The following is a 17,516-nucleotide window of genomic DNA, read 5'->3' on the forward strand; positions in this document are numbered from 1 at the left end:
CTCGCTCACGCATGCCGTGTGGCCCGGTCCCTGCCCAGGGACCGGGCCACACACGCGTACGGGGTCGATCCGCCGACGCCGGTTGCTTCACCGGCCGGCCCCGCGGCCCTCCAGTCGCGACGCCCTGCCCACGGCATCCGCGATTGGATAGGTATGCGCGGCTGTGCATATACTTACATCCATGTCCAAGGTCCTGACCTCGCTCCCCGTCGGTGAACGTGTCGGCATCGCCTTCTCCGGCGGCCTCGACACCTCTGTGGCTGTTGCCTGGATGCGCGAGAAGGGGGCCGTGCCGTGCACCTACACGGCCGATCTCGGTCAGTACGACGAGCCCGACATTGACTCCGTCCCCGGCCGCGCCGGCCAGTACGGCGCCGAGATCAGCCGCCTCGTCGACTGCAAGGCCGCCCTCGTGGAGGAGGGCCTGTCCGCCATCGCGTGCGGCGCCTTCCACATCCGTAGCGGCGGCAAGACGTACTTCAACACGACCCCGCTCGGCCGCGTCGTCACCGGCACGCTGCTCGTGCGGGCCATGCAGGACGACGGCGTCTCGATCTGGGGCGACGGCTCGACCTTCAAGGGCAACGACATCGAGCGGTTCTACCGCTACGGCCTCCTGGCCAACCCCAGCCTGCGCATCTACAAGCCGTGGCTCGACGCCGACTTCGTCACCGAGCTCGGCGGTCGGCACGAGATGTCCGAGTGGCTGACCGCGCGCGAGCTGCCCTACCGCGCCTCCGCCGAGAAGGCGTACTCCACCGACGCGAACATCTGGGGCGCGACGCACGAGGCCAAGACCCTCGAGTTCCTCGACGAGTCGATCGAGGTCGTCGAGCCGATCATGGGCGTCAAGTTCTGGGACCCCACGGTCACCATCGAGACCGAGGACGTCACGGTGCGCTGGGAGCGCGGGCGCCCCGTCGCCATCAACGGCACGGAGTACGCCGACCCGGTCGCCCTCGTCGACGCCGCCAACACCATCGGTGGCCGTCACGGCCTCGGCATGAGCGACCAGATCGAGAACCGCATCATCGAGGCGAAGTCGCGCGGCATCTACGAGGCACCGGCCATGGCCCTGCTCCACATCACGTACGAGCGGCTCGTCGCAGCGATCCACAACGAGGACACGATCGCCAACTACCACGCTGAGGGCCGCAAGCTGGGCCGCCTTCTCTACGAAGGCCGCTGGCTCGACCCTCAGGCGCTCATGGTTCGTGAGTCGATCCAGCGCTGGATCGCCTCGGCCGTCACGGGTGAGGTCACGGTCCGCCTGCGCCGTGGCGACGACTGGTCGATCGTGGGCACCGCCGGGCCGGCCTTCAGCTACCACCCCGAGAAGCTCTCGATGGAGCGCACCGAGGACGCCGCGTTCGGTCCCGTCGACCGCATCGGGCAGCTGACGATGCGCAACCTCGACATCGCCGACTCCCGCGCCAAGCTCGAGCTGTACGCCGCCCAGGGCCTCCTCGGCGCCGACGCGCGCGACCTCGTGGGCGAGCTGACGCCGGGTGGCGCGGCCGCGATCTCGGCCAACCCGGCCGCCCTGGGCGTGGACAACGAGGACGACGCCCTCGACCGCGCCGCCATGGAGTTCGGCACCGACTGACGCCGCGACGCCGGCCACCCCGCCGGCCCACTGCTTCGAGGTGATCCCGGTAGCCGCCCGACAGCGGGATCACCTCGACCCGGTGAGGAGACGGTCCCGCGAGCACACCGATCGGGTAGGGGCCCTGCATGAGCGACAACGGAAGCATCACCGTCCAGCGCACCATCGACGCCCCGGCCGCCGAGATCTTCGACGTGCTCAGCAACCCGAAGCGCCACCCCCAGCTCGACGGGTCCGGCTTCGTGCGGTCCGACGAGAAGGCCGAGCGCCTCCAGAAGGTCGGCGACGTGTTCCGGATGAACATGGCCGGCGACCACATGGGTGGCGAGTACCAGACCGACAACACGGTCACGGGCTACTCCCACAACTCCCTGCTCGCGTGGAAGACGGCACCGGCCGACACCCCGCCGCCCGGCTGGGAGTGGATGTGGGAGCTGTCACCCGAGGGCCCGAACGCCACGCGCGTGACGCTGACCTATGACTGGAGCCACGTCACCGACAAGGAGATCCCCTCGAAGGTCAGCTTCCCGCTCGTCGCGAGGAGCCAGCTCGAGGACAGCCTCGGCAACCTCGCCTCAGCCGTCGCGAGCTGACCGACGAACCCCGCGGCGGTCATGGGATCTGCCCGTGGCCGCCGCTAGGGTGCCCCTTCATGGACTCGACGACCCACCTCACCGAGGGCGACCACGTCGCCCGCCAGTACGCCTCCGCCGACAACCTCCGCACGCGGCGTGGCGTATGGGGCCCCGGGCCCGAGGGCGTGTCCCCGGTGGACGTGCTGCGTACGCTCGTGGTGTCCTCCGAGCCGAAGCAGCTGGTCGAGATCGGCTGCGGCACAGGTCAGTTCGCTCGCTCGGTGCTCGACGAGGCGCCTGGCCTCGACTATCTCGCGACCGACCTCTCACCCGGGATGGTGGAGGCCACACGCGCGCTGGGCGTCCCGGCCGAGGTCGCCTCCTCGGACGTCCTGCCCGTCGGTGACGGCTCGCGCGACGCCGCCGTCGCGGCCTGGATGCTCTACCACGTGCCCGACCTCGACGGCACGCTCCGCGAGGTGCGCCGCGTCCTGCGCGACGGGGGCACGCTCTTCGTCGCGACCAACGGCCGCGAGCACCTCGCGGGCCTGCTGCGTGAGGCCGGCGGTGAGCCGCTCGCGACCCAGTTCATGTCGGAGAACGCCGCCGAGGTGCTCGGTCGACACTTCGAGCGCGTCGTCCAGCGCGACGTCGAGACCCGCGCGACTTCGCCGACCACGCAGCCGCGAGCGCCTACCTCGCAAGCTTCTCCCCGAGGCTCGCGGAGGCCCTCCCCCACTTCGAGGGCCCACGGACGTATGCCGGCCACACTGCCGTCCTGTCGGCCCGCTGACGCACCCGGTCGCCTCCGCACCCCAGCCGCGACGGTCAGGTGCGCACCGATGGTTTGTGAGCGGCATACAAAGTCCGGGTGGCCGCAGACCTAGGCTGGGCCCGTGAGCGGACCGCGCCAGCACCCGAGCGAGGCGACGTCGCGCGCCGTCGAGCGCAGCGCCGGCGAGCTCTCGACCCTCGCCTCGCAGCGCATGGAGGAGCACCTGCGGTGGTACCGCGACCTCTCGGCCGAGGAGCGGTCGCAGGTCGGGCTCGTCGCCCAGGCCGGCATCTCGCAGTTCATCGCGTGGTTCCACCAGGAGGAGAGCCACCCGCCGTCCGCCATCTCGATCTTCGCGAACGCGCCGCAGGAGCTGACCCGGTCGGTCAGCCTGCGCCAGACGCTCGACCTCGTGCGCACCGTCGTCGACGTCGTCGAGTCACGGGTCGAGGGCCTCGCGGCGCCGGGCGACGAGCAGCTGCTGCGCGAGTCGGTGCTGCGCTTCTCCCGTGAGATCGCCTTCGCCGCCGCCGAGGTCTACGCCGGCGCGGCCGAGGCCCGTGGCGCGTGGGACGCACGGCTCGAGGCGCTCGTCGTCGACGCCGTCCTGCGCGGTGAGGCCGACGACTCCATGCAGTCCCGTGCCAGTGCGCTCGGGTGGGGAGAGCTCGCAGACGTGACCTTCGTCGTCGGCAGCACCCCGACCGCGAGCGGCGGAGCGGTACCGGCCGTCGATGACCTGCGCCGGGCGGTCCGGCAGCGCGGGGTGGAGGCGCTCGCCATCGTCCAGCGCTCGCGGCTCATCGCGATCCTCGGTGGCACGCGTGAGGCGCCGCAGGTGGTCGAGGCCGTCGCGGACCGCTTCGGGCCCGGACCGATCGTGCTCGGGCCGACCGTCCCGCACCTCTTCGCGGCCGGGCGCTCTGCACGCGCGGCGCTGAGCGGGCTGGCTGCCGCCCCCGCCTGGCCCGACGCGCCGCGGGTGCTCGAGTCGGACGCGGTGCTGCCCGAGCGCGCCCTCGCCGGCGACCCCCCGGCCCGCCGCATCCTCGTCGACCGCATCCACCGACCGCTGTCCGCGGCCGGTCACGCACCCCTCCTCCAGACGGCGACCGCCTACCTCGAGCACGGAGGGTCGCTCGAGGCGACGGCGCGGGTCCTCTTCGTGCACCCCAACACCGTGCGCTACCGGCTGGGGCGCATCTCCGACGTGACGGGCTACGACCTCACGACCCCACGCGAGGGCTGGGCCGTGCGGATCGCGCTCGCCCTAGGGCGCCTCGCGGCGACCCCGGGCTCTGCCGCAGCCGGACCCGCCGGGTCGTCCGGGCCCGTCGTCGTCGGCGCCCACGACAGCGCGGGCGACGGTGGCGCGACCGAGACCTCGCGGGTGCCCCGACTGCGGCCCCGCACGACCGATCGTTCTCCCTTGGAGGAAACCTCCAAACTATCGCCGACGACTTCGTGACATTCGGTGGCGAGGTCCTCACCGGTAACCCGGAAAGGTTGAGCACGTGCTAGCGATCGTCTGCCCTGGACAGGGCTCCCAGACCCCCGGCTTCCTCGCCCCGTGGCTCGAGCTCGACGGCGTGCGCGAGCAGCTGTCCGCCCTCGGCCGCGCCGCCGGTCACGACCTCGTCGTGCACGGCACCGAGTCCGACGCCGAGACGATCAAGGACACCGCCGTCGCGCAGCCGCTCATCGTCGCCGCCGGCCTCGTGACGGCCTCGGCGCTCTTCTCCTCGCGCGCCGAGCTGGCCGGCACGGGCGCCGTCCTCGCTGGACACTCCGTCGGGGAGCTGACCGCCACCGCCCTCGCAGGGGTCATCACCGACGACCAGGCGATCGCCCTCGTCGCGACCCGCGGCCGCGCCATGGCCGAGGCCAGCGCCGCCACCCCGACCGGCATGGCGGCCGTGCTCGGCGGCGACCCGGAGGAGGTCCTCGCTGCCCTCGAGACCCACGGCCTGACTCCGGCCAACATCAACGGCGCCGGCCAGGTCGTCGCTGCCGGCACCCTCGACCAGGTCGAGGCGCTCCGGGGGGCGGCGCCCGCCAAGGCTCGGGTCATCCCACTCCAGGTCGCCGGGGCGTTCCACACCAACCACATGTCCCCTGCCGTCGACGCGCTCGCCGCCGCCGCGGCTGACGTGACGCCGTCGGCGCCGACCGTCCGCCTGCTCTCGAACGCCGATGGCGCCACCGTGGCCGATGGACCCGACGCCCTCGACCGACTCGTGCACCAGGTCAGCAACCCCGTCAGATGGGACCGCTGCATGGAGACGATGCTCGCGCTCGGCGTCACCGGGCTCCTCGAGCTCGCGCCCGCCGGCACGCTGGTGGGACTCGCCAAACGTGCCATGCCGGGCGTGGAGACCCTGGCCGTCAAGACGCCCGACGACCTGGAGGCGGCGCGCACGCTCGTCGCCGCCCACGCGACCCCTGACGACACCGACGTCCCATGACTGGCGCACCGACCCCGACAGGGGCACGCTCGTGGAGAGGTCCCCGTCCCGCGGCGACCCCGCCTCACCAGGACCTCCCCGCCGCACCACGACCCACCTGAACCCTCACCCTCGAGAAGGCCTCACGTGACATCCCCCAGCGCCACAGCGCCCACGCCCAAGGGCACCGGCACCCTCGTCGACACCGGCGCCGCGCGCCACTCGCGGATCCTGGGTGTGGGCGCCTACCGCCCCTCCCGCGTCGTCATGAACTCCGAGATCGTCGACAAGATCGACTCGAGCGACGAGTGGATCCGGGAGCGGTCCGGCATCATCAGCCGCCACTACGCCGCCCACGACGAGAGCGTCATCGACATGGCCGAGGCCGCCTCCCGCCAGGCCCTCGAGCACGCCGGCGTCACACCGGAGCAGATCGGCTTCGTCCTCGTCGCCACCGTCACGCACCCCTACCAGACGCCGGCCGCGGCGCCCGAGCTCGCCTCTCGGCTCGGCTCGACGGCCCCGGCCCTCGACATCTCGGCCGCGTGCGCCGGCTACTGCTACGGCGTCGCGATGGCGAGCGACATGGTCAAGGGCGGCTCGGCCGACTACGTCCTCGTCGTCGGCGTCGAGAAGCTCAGCGACTTCACCGACCCCTACGACCGCGGGAGCGCCTTCATCTTCGGTGACGGCGCCGGCGCCTGCGTCATCGGCCCGAGCGACACCCCGGGCATCGGCCCGACGGTCTGGGGCTCCGACGGCACCCAGCGTGACGCCATCACCCAGAGGCAGGCCTGGACCGACGTCCGCGAGTCGTGGCAGTCCGCGCAGGCCGACAAGAACGTCTGGCCCGCGATCGGCATGGCCGGTCAGACCGTCTTCCGCTGGGCCGTCTGGGGCATGGCCCCGGTGGCGCAGCAGGCCATCGACAAGGCGGGCATCAAGGCCGACGACCTCGACGCCTTCATCCCGCACCAGGCGAACATCCGCATCATCGACGCCATGGTCAAGCAGCTCAAGCTGCCGGCCGACATCCCCGTGGCCCGCGACATCGTCACCACGGCCAACACCTCCGCCGCCTCGGTGCCGCTCGCGATGACCCGCATGCTCGCCGAGAAGGAGATCCCCAGCGGCGGCCTCGCGCTCCAGATCGGCTTCGGTGCCGGTCTGGTGTATGCCGCGCAGGTCGTCGTGCTGCCCTGAGCACTCCCAGCACGGGCAGTCCCAGCACTCCCGCCGGTCCCGACGGGTCATTCGGGCCACGGAATGCCATCCACGACGGATGACAGCCCCGAGCACCACCGCAAGCACGAACCGCCAACACGAACAAGGAGCAGACAGATGGCTCAGTCCGAGCAGGAGATCCTCGAGGGTCTTGCCGAGATCGTCAACGAGGAGACCGGCCTCGACACCGCGTCCGTCGAGATGGACAAGTCCTTCACCGAGGACCTCGACATCGACTCCCTCTCGATGATGACGATCGTCGTCAACGCCGAGGAGAAGTTCGGCGTACGCATCCCGGACAGCGAGGTCAAGAACCTCAAGACCGTCCGCGACGCCGTCACCTTCATCGCCGGCGCGCAGTCCTGATGCAGCCGGTCGGCGCCCGGCACCACCGGGCGCCGACCGAGCCGCACGGGCCGCTCTCGCCACCCAGGCACCACCGCAGCAGCCTCGACAGACCCAGCACCCCTCGCACCACCCCACCCCACTCGACTCAGAGGAGCACGTCACCATGACGTCCAATCGCGACCGACGCATCGTGGTCACCGGTCTCGGCGCCACGACGCCCTTGGGCGGCACCGCCACGGAGACGTGGGAGGCCCTGCTCGCCGGCCGGTCCGGCGCCCGCACGATGGACTTCGACTGGGTCGCCAAGTACGAGCTCCCGGTCACCTTCGCCGCGACGATCGCCACGCCCCCCATCGACGTCCTCGCCAAGGTCGAGACCCGCCGCCTCGACCCCTCGAGCCAGTACGCCCTCATCGCCGCCCGGGAGGCCTGGGCCGACGCCGGTGCCCCCGAGATCGACCCCGAGCGCCTCGGCGCCGCGATCGGCTCCGGGATCGGCGGCGTCTGGACCCTGCTCGACCAGTGGGACGTGCTCAAGGAGAAGGGACCGCGGCGCGTCTACCCGCTCGCCGTCCCGATGCTCATGCCGAACGGCCCCGCCGCAGCCGTGTCGCTCGACCTCGGCGCCCGAGCCGGGGCGCACACGACGGTCAGCGCCTGCGCGTCCGGCGCGGAGAGCATGGGCTACGCCATCGACATGATCCGCACCGGTCGGGCTGACGTCGTCGTCGCCGGCGGCACCGAGGCGGCCGTCCACCCGCTGCCGATCTCCGGCTTCGCCGCGATGCAGGCGCTGTCGACGCGCAACGACGACCCCGAGCGGGCCTCGCGGCCGTACGACACCGGCCGCGACGGCTTCGTGCTTGGCGAGGGCGCGGCCGTCATCGTCCTCGAGTCGGAGGAGCACGCGCGCGCCCGCGGTGCCCGCATCTACGCCGAGCTCGCGAGCGTGGGCATGTCGGCCGATGCCCACCACATCACCGCCCCCGAGCCCAACGGCTCCGGCGCGTCGCGGGCGATGCTGTATGCCGTCGAGCGGGCCGATCTGTCACCGACCGACATCATCCACATCAACGCGCACGCCACCTCGACCCCTGTCGGTGACGTGGCCGAGTACAACGCGATCAAGCGGGCGTTCGGCGACCACACGGACAACATGTCGGTGACGGCCACGAAGTCGATGACCGGGCACCTGCTCGGCGCGGCCGGCGCGCTCGAGGCCGTCATCACGATCCAGTCGATCTACCACCGGCTCGTCCCGGCGACGATCAACCTCGACGACCAGGACCCCGAGATCCCGCTCAACGTCGTCACGGGCGAGCACCAGAAGCTGCCCGACGGCGACATCGCCGCCCTGAACAACTCGTTCGGATTCGGCGGCCACAACGTCGCCCTGGCGATCCGCAGCATCTGACGCACCCGCTTCACGGAGTGCCCACCCGACGTGTTCGTCGGGTGGGCACTGCGTGTTCCGGCGCTCTGCGTCCGCGGGTCAGCCCTTGACGCAGAGCAGGGTGTTCAGCCTCGCGACGACCTCGACGAGAGGGCTCGGCCCCGTCGCCTGCGCCGCGATGACCGACTCGAGGTCCTTGTAGGCAGAGGGGATCTCGTCGATGACTCCAGCGTCCTTACGGCACTCCACCCCGGCCGTCTGGGCCTCGAGGTCCTCGACGGTGAACTGCCGCTTGGCCGCGTTGCGCGACATCCGACGACCAGCACCGTGGCTGGCCGAGTTGAAGGACGCCTCGTTGCCGAGCCCGCGGACGACGTAGGACCCGGTGCCCATCGAGCCGGGGATGAGCCCCAGGTCGCCCGCGCCGGCGCGGATCGCGCCCTTGCGGGTCACGACGACGTCCACCCCGTCATACGTCTCCTCCGAGACGTAGTTGTGGTGGCAGCGCACCGGCTCGTCGAACACGGCGTGCGGGAAGTGCCGCAGCACGACCTCGCGCGTCGTCGCCATCATCACCTCACGGTTGAGCAGCGCGTACTCCTGGGCCCAGTAGAGGTCGTGGAGGTACGCCGTGATCTCGGTCGTCCCGGCGAGGAACACCGCGAGGTCCCGGTCGGGTAGCCCGAGGTTGTGCTCGAGCGTCTTGGCCGTGGCGATGTGCCGCTCCGCGAGCTCCTTGCCGATGTTGCGCGACCCGGAGTGCAGCATCAGCCACAGGTGCCCGTCGTCGCCCTCGCACACCTCCCAGAAGTGGTTCCCAGATCCCAGCGAACCGCACTGCGCCAGCGCCCGACCGCGGCGGTCGGCGATCTGCGGCGCGCGCAGCTCGCCGAAGCGCGCCACGAGTCGGTCGAACCGCATCCCCAACGCCCGGTCACGCCCCAGCACCGGAGCCGTGCCGTCGTGCGCGTTCCAGCCGACCGGCAGAACGGCCTCGATCGCCGAACGCAGCGGGCCGAGGTCGTCCGCCAGGTCTGCAGCGGTCAGGTTCGTGCGCACGCCGGTCATGCCGCAGCCGATGTCGACGCCGACGGCGGCCGGCGACACGGCATCGCGCATGGCGATGACCGAGCCGACGGTCGCCCCCTTGCCGAGGTGCACGTCCGGCATGACGCGCAGGCCGTGCACCCACGGCAGCCGGCTGATGCTGCGCAGCTGCTCCAGGGCTGCGGGCTCGACGTGCGCCGGGTCGGCCCACATGAGCGTGCGGGCCTGCGCGCCTGGGAGCGCGACAGGGAAGGTGGTCATGGTCGTCATCCTTTCGCGGTGCCGGGCGGTGGCCCGGACTCGTGGTCCTCGTGTGGTCCTCGTGTGGTCGTCGGTCGGGTGAGGGCGTATGCCGGGTGGTGGCGTCCGTGTGGACCCCGCCACCCGGCATACGTCGTCGGTGTCAGGCGCTGCGCGCGGTGTCGTGCGTCGAGGGGCGCACGTTGCCGGGGAGCTCGGTGGTCGGGCGACCCTTGGCGAGCAGCTGCCCGCCCCACACGCCCCACTCGAGCCGCTGCTGCGCCACGGTCAGGCAGGCCTCCCTGAGCGGGCAGGCCCGGCATACCGTCCTGGCCTGCTCGGCCTCGGGCTCGGTGGCCGGCCAGAAGAGGTCCGGATCCTCCTCCGCGCAGAGCGGCAGCGCGTCGCCCAGCTCGAAGGGATGCTCCGACGCCGCGCGGAAGATCCACGCGTCGAGCGCCTGGCCGCCCCGGGAGGCCGGGCGGAGACCGACCTGTCCGAGGGACTGGGTGCGAAGGGTCGTGCGGTGCCTCGTCATCTGGCGGGCTCCTTCCCGGGATCGGGTGACGCGCGGCGCGGTGGATGTGGTGGCTCGGGCGAAGTGCAGCTGCACGCGGGTCGGGACGTAGGGCTCCCAGCGCAACGGCATCCGTACCTCGTCCGGGGTGCGGTCGCCCTTGCGGAGATTGCACCCCTCACACGCCGACACCGCGTTGGTCCACGACGTCGCGCCGCCACGCGATCGCGGCAGGACGTGGTCCATGGTCGTGGCCGTGAAGCGGCCGCAGTAGGCGCACTGGTGCCGGTCGCGAAGCAGCACGCCCTCACGGGAGTAGGGGGCCCGGGTGCGCGAGTAGAGCCACTTCTGCTCCACGTAGCGCACCAGCCGCACGACGATCGGCACCTGGTAGGGACCGAACCGTGCTGTCTCGTGGACCTCGACGGGGGTTGCGACGCCACGCCAGATCATCCGCACGGCGTGCCGCACCGAGACGCGGTGCAGCAGCGTCTCGTCGGCGTTCCACACCTCCACCTGGGTCATGGTCGGTCCTCCTCTCCGTGGTCTCGTCGTGTCGTCGTGTGTCGTCGTGTGTCGTCGTATGTCGTCAGGTCGACGGGCGGCACGAGAAGAGCCGCCCGGTCCGGGGTCATCCCGGGGGGCGGCTCGACGATGGGAGCGGGTGGGGCTCGTCGCGTCAGCGAGGTCGCAGGCGGGGATGCCGTGGCTGGGGGTGCCGGATGCCGCACTCCCCGTAGAACGGGTAGGCCACATCGGCGAGGCACAGGCTGCGCTTCGCTTTCATGGTGGGTCCCGTTGTCATGACAGGCCTTTCGTCCGCGGACGGTGAGAAGTGTCGGGGCACAGCGGTCACGGCGCCCCGGTCGATGATGACAGGCGACACCGCTGCTCGGCCAACGGTTTTGCGAGGACCGGTCGATGCGCCACGCATGACGAGGGCCCGGGAGCACGAACCGCCCGGGCCCTCGTCATCTCGTGCGCCGCGCTGGAGGCCGCGGCGGGCGAGACGTCTGGTGGTCAGCCCACCTTGTGCAGCCAGCGCACGGCGGCGCCGTCACCGGCGTAGCGGAAGACCTCGAGCTCCTCGTCCCACGGGACTCCGAGCAACAGGTCGATCTCGTCCTGGAGCGCGTCGACGTCGCCGCGTGTGCGCAGGATCGCCTCCCGGAGGCGGTCCTCCTGGACGACGGCATCTCCGGACGCCGACGTCATGGCGTGGTGGATACCGAGCCGCGGCGTGTAGGACCATCGAGCCCCGTCGCAGCCGGGGGACGGCTCCTCCGTCACCTCGTAGCGCAGCCCGTCCCAGCCGCGCAGCGCGCTGGCCAGCTCCGCCCCGGTGCCAGGGGCACCGGTCCAGGTCAGCTCGGTCCGCACCATGCGAGGCGCGGCCGGCTGGGGGATCCAGTCGAATGTCAGCGGCTGGTCGAGGACGGCCTCGATCGCCCACGTGATGTGCGGGCAGAGCGCAGCCGGGGCTCCGTGTACGAACAGAACCCCGCGTGTCGTGGTGCGCGGCGTCGCGACAGCCATCCGAACCTCCTGAAGTTGCAGGGACGTCTTCCCCAACGCCTGCTGCTTCACGTGCCGGTGGACTGACTCGGTGGTGCCGGACGAACGTGCTCGACGGCGAGCACTCGCCCATTGTGCACCATGAGGCACATCGGCACCAGCAGTCTCAGGGACCGATATGCGGCTTTCGCTCCGCTCAGGCGCCTGCGGGAACGCCTGGGAAGACGATGATCTCGTCGCCACGGAGCTCCACCTTGTGGGTGCGCACCGGCTTCGTGGCCGGCAGGCACATCGGCTTGCCGTCGCTGAGGCAGAACCGGGTGGCATGGAGCGGGCACTCGACCTCGCCGGCCTCGACCCACCCGTCGGCCAGGGAGGCGTCCTCGTGCGAGCACGTGTCGTCGAGGGCGTAGTACGTGCCGTCGTCGTCGCGGAAGAGCGAGATCGGCTCGTCCGTGCCCGTGACGGCCGTGTCGAGGACGAGTGCCTCACCGGGCTCGACGTCGTCGACCGCTGCCACGCGGATGCCGTCACTCATGCTCGTCGTCTCCTCACGTGCCCGGGGTCGGTGGTCACGGCGAGCCTAGAGGTTCCGCGTCCCTCGGCTGCGGCCACCCTCGCGGCGCCCCGCGGGGCGCCGCCGCGCCAAGCGGCCGTCCTTCGCCCGCCACGCGCCCGCCTCCACGACGGTCGCCGACCGGTCGCTAGACTCCGACCGATCTCAGCGGCCCGGCCGCTGACGGTCCCGGGGCAGTAGCTCAGCCGGTCAGAGCAGCGGACTCATAATCCGTCGGTCGTGGGTTCAAGCCCCACCTGCCCCACCATGAATCCCCTTGCGGCACAAGTGGATCAATCATCGATCGGACGACCGCAACGCGATGACCGTCGCGTCCATGCACACTCCATGCACACGCGCGGCATCGAGCCGACCATGCCGTGACGCTGGAGTTGGTGGACCAGCTTCCTGGACCGGAACTGCGACCCTGCCGACACCGCGGTCGGTGTGTAGGACGCAGCCGGCCACGTCGGCGCCGTCAGCGTGGCGCCGGGCGACGGCGTTGTCCAGGGCCGCGACAGCGAGGGAAGACTTCATCCGTGAGTCGATGGAGTAGCCGACGATCCGGTTGGAGTACAGGTCCTTGACGGCACACCGGTAGAGCTTGCCCTCGCCGGTCCAGTGCTCGGTGATGTCGCTGAGCCACAGTCGGTTCGGGGCGGGCGCGGTGAAGTCGCGCTCGACCAGGTCGTCGTGGACCGGAGGGCCCGGCGTCTTTCCGTTGCGTCCGGGCTTCTTGCCGAACGACGGACCACGAGCCCAGCTGCGAGCAGAGCTTCCACGCGGTCCGCTCGGCCATCGCCTCGCCGGCGTCGCGGGCCTCGCCGACCAAGAACCAGTACCCGAACTCCGGGTCATCGCGGTGGGCGTCGAACAACGCGTTCGCCCGGTACGCCGCCGTCAGCTCAGCAGCCGTGACCGGCCCGGCGAGCCAGCGGTAGTGGGGCTGGCGAGCGATCTTCAGCACCCGGCACGTCACCGTGACGAGGATCCCGTCCCGTCGATCAGCTGGCCAGCTCGCGGACGAGCGGATACATCATTTTCCCGGCAGGTGCGCCTGCGAAAGATAGGCGGCCGCAGGACCTCGTTCTCCTGCTCGAGCAGCTTGATCCGCTTGTTCGCCTCCCGCAGCGCATCGGACTCGCTGGAGGCCCGGGCCGGGACCGACGCACTGGCAGAGCGTCGCTCATCGATCGTCAGCCACCGCCTCAGACACGACGGCGAGATGCCGAAGTCCTTCGCGACCTGGGCTACGGAGGCATCCGTCTCCTTGAAGACCCGGATCACGTCCTCGCGGAACTCGGTGGGGAACGCCTTGGGCATGGTGCACATCCTTCCGGCGCCGACACACATCGACGCAGATCAGATGTCACCCGTCCGTGCAGCAGACCCGGATGGCGCAAGAACCCGACCGGACCGCACGTCGGCATCTGGCAGCCGGTCGATGGTCACCATGACGAGACCGGTGGTCGAGGTGCGTTGAAACCATACGGTCGTTCACGTTCGGTCCTCGGTCCATCGCCGCCCTGGGCAAGGGTCAGTCAGCGGTCCGTGGGGCAGGATGCCCACGAGCGAGCAGAAACCGACAGAGGCCGCTGGAACGATCCGCAAGCCAGCCACCGCGTTCCGGCCGGTCCTCAGGCCAGCGAACGGGCTGAAACGCGCGCCTGCCCACCCAGCATGCAAGAAGCATTGGATGTTCGCCGACGATCGACGATATGAGCAATTCGCACCGATTCAGCGCCGGTCTCCAAGAGATCGGCTGTGCGACTTCGAGGCATTCCCTGTGCTGCAACGCTTTCGGGTCTAGATTGGCACCCTCGGCGCCTTACAACGAAGGACCCGCCATGCAGCCGCGAAGACTCGTCGTGTCCGGGCTCACGAGTGCGGCCCTTATGGCGGGCACCGTCATGGCCGCACCGGCAGCTCGAGCCTCGGTGACCACCGTGCCTCGTCCTGACCACGTCGTGGTGCTGATTCTGGAGAACCATTCGTCAGGCGAGGTCCTGGGGAATCCGGCCGCCCCGTACATCAACTCCCTGGCGGCCTCGGGGGCGAACATGACCTCCTCGTTCGCTCTCACCCACCCCAGCCAACCGAACTACGTCGCGCTGTTCTCCGGCTCGGTGAATGGAGTCACCGACGACTCCTGCCCGAACACCCTGAGCGCGGACAACCTCGGTGCCCAGCTCACCAACTCCGGGCAGGGCTTTGCCGGCTATGCCGAGGACCTGCCCAGTGTGGGCTACACCGGATGCACGAGTGGGTCGTACGCACGCAAGCACAGCCCGTGGGTGAACTTCACCAACGTGCCGGCCTCGGCCAACCGACCGCTGACCCAGTTCCCCGCCGACTACTCCACCCTGCCGGCGGTGTCCATCGTGATCCCGAATCTGCAGCACGACATGCACGACGGATCGATAGCCCAAGGAGACGCGTGGGTCCAGGCGCAGCTGGACGGCTACGTGCAGTGGGCCAAGCAGCACAACAGCGTCTTCCTGCTGACCTTCGACGAGGACGACAACACCGCGAACAACCAGATCCCGACCATCTTCCAGGGGCAGAACGTCCAGCCCGGGCAGTACTCCGAACACATCGACCACTACAACATCCTTCGCACCCTTCAGGATGCCTACGGCCTTGCCCCGATCGGCAACAGTGCAACGGCTTCGCCCATCCTCGACATCTGGAAGCCAGACCTGAACGCGCCCCAGGCAAGTTTCACCACAACGTGCGTAGGGCTGACCTGCTCCGCGGACGGCTCGGGCTCCACTGCTGCGACGGGTTCGCTCACCGGCTGGCGATGGACCTGGGGGGACGGCAGCGTAACAACGGAACCCACGCGAGCCAGCCATACCTACGCGGCATCGGGCGACTTCACGGTGACCCTGCAGGTCACTGACGACCAAGGTCGGACCGGACAGACGACACGATCGGTCTCCCCTCGTACGCCTGGTCCGGTGGTCTTCGCCTCTGACGCCTTCAACCGCACCGTGACCGCGGGGTTGGGATCCGCCGACGTGGGCGGCGCCTGGGCGCTGGTCGGAAGCGCCAGCACCTTCTCCGTCACACCGGGAGCCGCGTCTCTCGTCCAGTCCAAGGCGGGCGCTGGGCTGACCGCTTACCTGCCCTCCGCCAAGAGCACCGACACCGACGTCCAGATGGCCGTGGCCACCAACCCGCTGCCCAACTCCAACGGTCTCTACCTCACCATGCTCGGCCGCCGGGTCGGCACGAACATGGAGTACGAGGGCAAGGCTCGGGTTCGGGGGGACGGCTCCGTGGTGATCAGCCTCAGCATGCTGACCGGCACCGCGACGGCCGTGACTCTGAAGAGTGAAGTGGTGGCGGCGGGAGTGTCGCTATCCGCGGGTATGCCGCTCAACACCCGACTGCAGGTCACCGGTACCTCTCCGACCACCCTCCGATGGAAGGTGTGGTCGGGCGCTTCAGAACCGGCCACCTGGCAACTCACCGCAACCGACAGCACTGCGGTCCTTCAGGCCGCCGGAGCCGTGGGCATCACGACCTACCTGTCCAGCAGCAGCACGATCGCGCCGGTCACCGCGAAGCTCAGCGCATTCAGTGCCCGAGGAACGGCCCCACCGGTGAACCAGCCGCCGACGGCGGCGTTCACCGCTACCGCGGCGAATCTGGTGGCGACGTTCGACGCGACGGCTTCGAGTGACCCCGACGGGACGGTCACCGGCTATGCCTGGGACTTCGGGGACACCGGCAGCGGCACCGGCAGCAGGCCGACTCACACGTACGGCAGCGCCGGCAGCTACCCGGTCAAGCTGACCGTGACCGACGACCAGGGCGCGACCAACTCGGTCACCAAGACGGTCACGGTGACGGCCCCACCGGTGAACCAGCCGCCGACGGCGGCGTTCACCGCTACCGCGGCGAATCTGGTGGCGACGTTCGACGCGACGGCTTCGAGTGACCCCGACGGGACGGTCACCGGCTATGCCTGGGACTTCGGGGACACCGGCAGCGGCACCGGCAGCAGGCCGACTCACACGTACGGCAGCGCCGGCAGCTACCCGGTCAAGCTGACCGTGACCGACGACCAGGGCGCGACCAACTCGGTCACCAAGACGGTCACGGTGACGGCCCCACCGGAGGCGCCGATCGCCGCGGACGACTTTGGCAGGACGGTTGCCATCGGCTGGGGTTCGGCTGACGTCGGCGGAGCGTGGACGACCTCGAGTGGGAGCAACTTCGCTGTCTCCAACGGAACAGGGTCGCTGACCATGAAGACCGCCGGGTCCGGTCCCGCGATATATCTGAACTCGGCGTCGGCCAGCGACGCCGATCTGCAGTTCACCTTCGCGCCGGACAAGGCCGCCACCGGCGGTGGCTACTACCTCACGGCAGTCGGGCGCCGGGTCGCCAACATCGGCGAGTACCGGGCGAAGGTGCACGTGTTGGCCGGTGGCTCCGTCCGAGTGGCCCTCACCTTCTCGAGCTCGACCAACGTCGAGTCGACCATGGTGGCCGAGGCCGTCGTCCCGAATCTGACCGTGAGCCCCGGAGACGTTGTCCAGGTACGTTTCCAAGCGTCCGGTACGAGCAGCACGACCCTGCGCGCCAAGGTCTGGAAGGTGGGTAGCGCCGAACCGGGGACCTGGATCGTCTCGACCGTCGATGCACGAGCGGGGATGCAAACATCGGGTGGCGTGGGACTGTGGACCTATCTCTCCTCCACAGCAACGAACGCCCCGCTCGTCCTCCGCATCGACAATCTACGCCTCGTCCGGCCGTCCACCACTCCCTGAGGCTGAGGCCGCCTCGCGACGCCACTGGCGGGGTGCCGCGCTCGGACCGCCCTATGCGGAGACAGTCGACCACCCGAGTGCGAGCGACCTCACCTCAGCCCAGCGCCACGACCGACGTTGGCGCACAGGTCGATGCCGGCCACGGTGTGTGGGTTGTGGCGCCTCCCAGCGCCCATGGGTGCCCCCCGGGGTCCCTCTGGCTGTCAAGGCCCCTCTGTGGCCCGTCTAGCAAGCCAGGGGTTCAAGACTCACGAGAATGTGGGCCCTGCGGCGCTCGGTCGTTGAAGCGCGAGGCGGGCTCGGCGGGGGTTCTCGTTCGCGAAGCCGAACCACCGCACCGGAACGGGCCCAGCGTGCTGATCTGATCGGAGCAGCTTCACCCAGCAGCGCGCCACCCTAGTGCTCGACCTCGCCGTGGAAGGGTTGTTCCAGCGCCGTTCGTTCGTGCTGCGGGATGCCCCAGGACCCGGCGGACCGCACTCCGTGACAGCGCAA

At 70.4% G+C, this 17,516-nt stretch carries 15 protein-coding genes and 1 tRNA gene; 10 read left to right on the top strand and 6 right to left on the bottom strand.

Features of this window, described 5'->3' with window-relative positions; translation table 11 throughout:
- The first annotated feature begins 181 nt into the window (after positions 1 to 181).
- The 8 genes from argG to fabF all read left to right on the top strand — a co-directional run bounded on the left by argG (position 182) and on the right by fabF (position 8,386).
- Complete coding sequence (argG, locus tag NR112_RS01690) at positions 182 to 1,606, top strand: argininosuccinate synthase (RefSeq protein WP_256792252.1); 1,425 nt, start codon at positions 182 to 184, stop codon at positions 1,604 to 1,606.
- A 128-nt stretch (positions 1,607 to 1,734) separates the two neighbouring features.
- Positions 1,735 to 2,199 carry an SRPBCC family protein gene (locus tag NR112_RS01695; protein WP_256792253.1) on the top strand — a complete coding sequence of 155 codons (465 nt, stop codon included), beginning with the start codon at positions 1,735 to 1,737 and terminating at the stop codon, positions 2,197 to 2,199.
- A gap of 59 nt (positions 2,200 to 2,258) precedes the next feature.
- Positions 2,259 to 3,068, top strand: coding sequence for a class I SAM-dependent methyltransferase (locus tag NR112_RS01700; RefSeq protein WP_256792254.1), 810 nt, complete (start codon positions 2,259 to 2,261; stop codon positions 3,066 to 3,068).
- A gap of 9 nt (positions 3,069 to 3,077) precedes the next feature.
- Entirely contained in the window at positions 3,078 to 4,424 is a 1,347-nt protein-coding gene (locus tag NR112_RS01705; protein WP_256792255.1) for a helix-turn-helix domain-containing protein, read from the top strand.
- A 46-nt stretch (positions 4,425 to 4,470) separates the two neighbouring features.
- Positions 4,471 to 5,421 (top strand): ACP S-malonyltransferase, encoded by a 951-nt coding sequence (locus NR112_RS01710; RefSeq protein WP_256792256.1) that lies wholly within the window; start codon positions 4,471 to 4,473, stop codon positions 5,419 to 5,421.
- A gap of 126 nt (positions 5,422 to 5,547) precedes the next feature.
- Positions 5,548 to 6,603, top strand: a complete 1,056-nt coding sequence (locus NR112_RS01715) for a beta-ketoacyl-ACP synthase III (protein ID WP_256792257.1) — start codon at positions 5,548 to 5,550, stop codon at positions 6,601 to 6,603.
- Positions 6,604 to 6,741: 138 nt separating this feature from the next.
- The gene (locus NR112_RS01720; protein ID WP_020145270.1) at positions 6,742 to 6,990 is read left to right on the top strand and encodes an acyl carrier protein; all 249 of its coding nucleotides are present in this window, start codon (positions 6,742 to 6,744) and stop codon (positions 6,988 to 6,990) included.
- 145 nt (positions 6,991 to 7,135) lie between these two features.
- Positions 7,136 to 8,386, top strand: coding sequence for a beta-ketoacyl-ACP synthase II (fabF, locus tag NR112_RS01725; protein ID WP_256792258.1), 1,251 nt, complete (start codon positions 7,136 to 7,138; stop codon positions 8,384 to 8,386).
- Positions 8,387 to 8,464: 78 nt separating this feature from the next.
- On the opposite strand, the gene NR112_RS01730 is transcribed toward fabF, so the two are convergent.
- From NR112_RS01730 to NR112_RS01750, 4 genes are all read right to left on the bottom strand, one after another.
- Positions 8,465 to 9,673 (bottom strand): RtcB family protein, encoded by a 1,209-nt coding sequence (locus NR112_RS01730; protein WP_374511030.1) that lies wholly within the window; start codon positions 9,671 to 9,673, stop codon positions 8,465 to 8,467.
- Between the two features lie 142 nt (positions 9,674 to 9,815).
- A complete protein-coding gene (locus NR112_RS22370; protein ID WP_306216587.1) occupies positions 9,816 to 10,694 on the bottom strand; it encodes a WhiB family transcriptional regulator in 879 nt (292 codons plus the stop codon).
- Positions 10,695 to 11,189: 495 nt separating this feature from the next.
- Complete coding sequence (locus NR112_RS01745; RefSeq protein WP_256792260.1) at positions 11,190 to 11,705, bottom strand: DUF3145 domain-containing protein; 516 nt, start codon at positions 11,703 to 11,705, stop codon at positions 11,190 to 11,192.
- Positions 11,706 to 11,880: 175 nt separating this feature from the next.
- Positions 11,881 to 12,222 carry a bifunctional 3-phenylpropionate/cinnamic acid dioxygenase ferredoxin subunit gene (locus tag NR112_RS01750; RefSeq protein WP_256792261.1) on the bottom strand — a complete coding sequence of 114 codons (342 nt, stop codon included), beginning with the start codon at positions 12,220 to 12,222 and terminating at the stop codon, positions 11,881 to 11,883.
- A gap of 209 nt (positions 12,223 to 12,431) precedes the next feature.
- Here NR112_RS01750 and NR112_RS01755 point away from each other — a divergent pair.
- A tRNA-Ile gene (locus NR112_RS01755) sits at positions 12,432 to 12,508 on the top strand.
- Positions 12,509 to 12,537: 29 nt separating this feature from the next.
- Here the strand turns inward: NR112_RS01755 and NR112_RS23150 are convergent.
- Both NR112_RS23150 and NR112_RS01760 read right to left on the bottom strand, forming a co-directional pair.
- Positions 12,538 to 13,098, bottom strand: coding sequence for a DDE-type integrase/transposase/recombinase (locus NR112_RS23150; RefSeq protein ID WP_374511034.1), 561 nt, complete (start codon positions 13,096 to 13,098; stop codon positions 12,538 to 12,540).
- 117 nt (positions 13,099 to 13,215) lie between these two features.
- Positions 13,216 to 13,563, bottom strand: a complete 348-nt coding sequence (locus NR112_RS01760) for a transposase (protein ID WP_256792262.1) — start codon at positions 13,561 to 13,563, stop codon at positions 13,216 to 13,218.
- A gap of 614 nt (positions 13,564 to 14,177) precedes the next feature.
- Between NR112_RS01760 and NR112_RS01765 the strand changes: the two genes are divergently transcribed.
- Entirely contained in the window at positions 14,178 to 17,021 is a 2,844-nt protein-coding gene (locus NR112_RS01765; protein WP_256792263.1) for a PKD domain-containing protein, read from the top strand.
- The last annotated feature ends 495 nt before the right edge of the window (positions 17,022 to 17,516 follow it).

Source organism: Terrabacter sp. Ter38 (assembly GCF_024519435.1).
Classification (GTDB): Bacteria; Actinomycetota; Actinomycetes; order Actinomycetales; family Dermatophilaceae; genus Terrabacter.

Coding starts and splice junctions, on each gene's coding strand:
- NR112_RS22370 (WP_306216587.1), bottom strand. CDS start 10,694: ATGACCCAGGTGGAGGTGTGGAACGCCGACGAGACGCTGCTGCACCGC.
- NR112_RS01760 (WP_256792262.1), bottom strand. CDS start 13,563: ATGCCCAAGGCGTTCCCCACCGAGTTCCGCGAGGACGTGATCCGGGTC.
- argG (WP_256792252.1), top strand. CDS start 182: ATGTCCAAGGTCCTGACCTCGCTCCCCGTCGGTGAACGTGTCGGCATC.
- NR112_RS01695 (WP_256792253.1), top strand. CDS start 1,735: ATGAGCGACAACGGAAGCATCACCGTCCAGCGCACCATCGACGCCCCG.
- NR112_RS01720 (WP_020145270.1), top strand. CDS start 6,742: ATGGCTCAGTCCGAGCAGGAGATCCTCGAGGGTCTTGCCGAGATCGTC.
- NR112_RS01730 (WP_374511030.1), bottom strand. CDS start 9,673: ATGACCACCTTCCCTGTCGCGCTCCCAGGCGCGCAGGCCCGCACGCTC.
- NR112_RS01745 (WP_256792260.1), bottom strand. CDS start 11,705: ATGGCTGTCGCGACGCCGCGCACCACGACACGCGGGGTTCTGTTCGTA.
- NR112_RS23150 (WP_374511034.1), bottom strand. CDS start 13,098: ATGACCCGGAGTTCGGGTACTGGTTCTTGGTCGGCGAGGCCCGCGACG.
- fabF (WP_256792258.1), top strand. CDS start 7,136: ATGACGTCCAATCGCGACCGACGCATCGTGGTCACCGGTCTCGGCGCC.
- NR112_RS01700 (WP_256792254.1), top strand. CDS start 2,259: ATGGACTCGACGACCCACCTCACCGAGGGCGACCACGTCGCCCGCCAG.
- NR112_RS01750 (WP_256792261.1), bottom strand. CDS start 12,222: ATGAGTGACGGCATCCGCGTGGCAGCGGTCGACGACGTCGAGCCCGGT.